Annotated in this window: 3 protein-coding genes; 2 read left to right on the top strand and 1 reads right to left on the bottom strand. The window is 40.8% G+C overall.

Annotation, left to right across the window (positions count from 1 at the left end; genetic code table 11):
- Together NUV69_03870 and NUV69_03865 are read left to right on the top strand one after the other, a co-directional pair.
- On the top strand, positions 1 to 870 hold an 870-nt coding region (locus NUV69_03870; protein MCR4324794.1), incomplete at its 5' end, for a glycosyltransferase family 2 protein.
- Positions 871 to 1,116: 246 nt separating this feature from the next.
- Positions 1,117 to 2,289, top strand: a complete 1,173-nt coding sequence (locus NUV69_03865; protein MCR4324793.1) for a glycosyltransferase family 4 protein — start codon at positions 1,117 to 1,119, stop codon at positions 2,287 to 2,289.
- Here the strand turns inward: NUV69_03865 and NUV69_03860 are convergent.
- Positions 2,266 to 3,000 (bottom strand): hypothetical protein, encoded by a 735-nt coding sequence (locus tag NUV69_03860; protein MCR4324792.1) that lies wholly within the window; start codon positions 2,998 to 3,000, stop codon positions 2,266 to 2,268. The genes NUV69_03865 and NUV69_03860 overlap by 24 nt on opposite strands.
- Positions 3,001 to 3,190 lie beyond the last annotated feature (190 nt).

Raw genomic sequence — 3,190 nt, 5'->3', positions numbered from 1 at the left:
ATCGTTTCTTACAACACAAAAGAGCTTCTGGAAAAATGTTTAAGGTCAGCAAAAGCTGCTACAAAAAGTCTTAAAGTGGAAATATTTGTTGTCGACAATGACTCCCGCGACGACTCAGCTCAAATGGTGAAAGAGAAATTTCCCGAAGTTAATTTAATCGCAAACGCCAAAAACGTCGGCTTCTCTAAAGCCAACAATCAGGCGATCAAAAAGGCAAAGGGCAGTTACGTCGTCATTCTTAATCCAGACACGGAAGTTATGCCGGACACCTTCAAAAAAATGAAAGAATTCATGGACGAGCAAAATAATACTGCCATGGGAACTTGCAGGGTTGAATATCCAAACGGCCGATTAGATCCGGAATGCAGAAGGAGGTTCCCGACGCCATGGAGATCATTCTGCCACTTTTCGGGTCTTGCAAATGTCTTCAAAGGATCCGGAATTTTCGACCAATATCATATGGGAGATGTCTCCCCCGCCGGAGCGCATGAAATAGACGCGTGTATGGGAGCGTTTATGATCGTGAGAAAAAGCGCCATCGACGAAATCGGAATGTTCGACGAAGACTTTTTCTTCTACGGTGAAGACCTTGATTGGTGCTTTCGGTTTAAAGAAGCCGGTTACAAAATAATCTACACCCCGATTACAAAAATAGTTCACCACAAAGGAGCGTCTTCTGGAATAAGAAGAGAGAGCGAAGAAATTTCAAAAGCGACAAAAGAATCCAAAAAAAGAGCGTTCAAGGAATCAACAAGAGCAATGTATCTTTTTTACAAAAAACACTACAAAAATAAATATCCATTTTTCGTCACCTGGATTATGTTTGTTGGGATTTGGTTGTTGGAAAAACACAGAATGACCAAAGCATGACCAAATATAGGGTAAATTACCCTTCGACTTGCGGAGTTTACCCGAGTTTCAGCGAAGGGCTCGCTCAAGGGAATAAGCCATATTTAAGGTGGCACCCTTGAGCATCGAAAGGTGCCCCACCTTAAATCTTAAAGGTTCAAGGATGAGACCTTAACAAGGATTCTCACCTTGAACGCTTATACTGTTAGTGTTTTATTGACTGAGCGAAGTCGAAGTCATCTCGTATGTAAAAATGAAAAGAACAATATGAAAATTGGAATCGACGCGAGATTTGTTGGCCCGCAAGGAACAGGGCTGGGAAAATACACCGAAAAATTAATTGAAAATTTAAAAGAAATAGACAAGAAAAATAACTACTTAATTTTCTTAAGGAGACAAAACTTAAACTTTCTGGATTTTTCGAAAAATAAGAATTTTGAAAAAGTTTTGGCAGACGTCCCTTGGTACACAATAGAGGAACAAATAAAACTCCCTAAAATATTTACTGCGCAAAATCTAGACGTGCTCCACGTTCCGCATTTCAATGCTCCAATCTTTTACAAAGGGAAGAAAATCGTAACAATCCACGACCTTATTCATCACAACTTCAAAGAATCCGCGTCGACGACGAAAAACCCTGTAATTTACAGGATTAAAAGATTCGCGTATAAAAAAATCATCAGTGACGCGATTTACAAATCCACAAAAATCATTGCCCCCTCCAACTTTGTAAAAGAGGAAATCATAAAAACCTTCAAGGTTAATCCGGAGAAAATTGTCGTTACTTACGAAGCGGCGGAAGATACGTACTTCAGCCCGGAGAAATCAGCATCCGTCTTAAAAAAATATAAAATCAAGACTCCTTTCATTCTTTATGTCGGCAACGCGTATCCTCACAAGAATTTGAAGAACCTTTTAAAAGCGTTTGCCATTTTAGTTAACAGTTCACGGTCTACAGTTCACAGTAGCTCAAAAACCGTCAACCGTGAACCGACAACCGACAACCTTCAAATCGTAATCGTTTGCGCGAGAGACGTTTTTACCAAAAGGCTCCAGAAAAAAATTGACGATATGCATTTAACGGAATGGGTCACCTTAACAGGCTATATCGAAGCTGAAGACCTCGTTAAGGTTTTTAAAAGCGCGGAAGCTTATGTGTTTCCTTCACTTTCAGAAGGTTTTGGTATTCCCGGTCTTAACGCAATGGCAGCCGGTATCCCAGTCGCATCCTCGAATATCAAAACGCTAAAGGAAATCTACGGCCCGGCAGCGCTTTACTTTAATCCAAATGATGTGACAGAGATAAAAGAAAAAATCCACCAAATAATAACCTCACAAAAAACAAAAGACGATTTAATAAAAAAGGGAAGCGAACAAGTAAAAAAATATTCCTGGCGCAAAATGGCCGAAGGAACCCTAGCTGTTTACGAGTCTATCTAAGTTCCCAATAGCCTTTGCAAGCTTATCTTCTGGCACAATGGCATTCAAGACAATTCCTGCACTATGACATTTTTCTAGAGGGGAATCTTCCTCCGAGAACCATCTTCGACGTCCTCGCAGCCCGGCCATAAAAGCGTGGTAGGTATCATAATCACTCGGTGTCCTTCTGGCCGGCAAAGTAAAGCCAGGACCAAAACTCCTGACCGACCCAACGTTAAACCCAAACTTATAACCCATTCGGAATTTCCAAACCTCATTTAGCGCTTCATCGTCTAAGCCGTTTGTCATCAACGGAATTTTACTTTCCTCGTTGGCACGAGCGATATTTGCTCTTCCATTAATACAATTCCAATTTATTCCTTCGGTAAGTCCAGTGAAGAAGGACGGATCATTGAGCATTTCTTCAAGCGCAAAACGCTCTTCGAATTCTTCGTCATAGTCTTCGCCGTGCCTTCCTATTGGCAGAGGAATTCCAAAATCGTGAGGTTTAATATCGTTGGCATGAGCAAAATCAATGATGCCTTGAATGTACTGCTGCCTTTCTTCCTCGTCGTGTTCAATAACAGGAAAAAGCCTTAGTTCATAAACAAATCTTGCAACATCCTTGTGCAATAAGTGTGGAGAAAGAACACAAGAAGGCATTGGAGGTTCGCCGCTCACTGCTTGAAGATAGGCGTTCACCTGAGATTGTTCGGCTCTCTCGCTTGCCATAGGGCGGATATTATAACTGATCGGACCTAAATTTTCGAGAAAAAGCGATCTATTCTTACATTTTTAACAAAAATTTCAGAAATTGTGGAAACAGAACCGTGAAAAAGATTGTTGGAACAGGCCAATCTGATGTTATTTGATCTACATAAATCCAGTTGACACGGCGTATGTAAAAGAATAGATTTAACAC

Source organism: Candidatus Curtissbacteria bacterium (genome assembly GCA_024654445.1).
Taxonomy (GTDB): domain Bacteria; phylum Patescibacteriota; class Microgenomatia; order Curtissbacterales; family GWA2-41-24; genus JANLHP01.
Note: the sequence above shows the minus strand (reverse complement) of the source record. Positions and strands in the feature narration are given on the sequence as shown.

Coding starts and splice junctions, on each gene's coding strand:
- NUV69_03865 (MCR4324793.1), top strand. CDS start 1,117: ATGAAAATTGGAATCGACGCGAGATTTGTTGGCCCGCAAGGAACAGGG.
- NUV69_03860 (MCR4324792.1), bottom strand. CDS start 3,000: ATGGCAAGCGAGAGAGCCGAACAATCTCAGGTGAACGCCTATCTTCAA.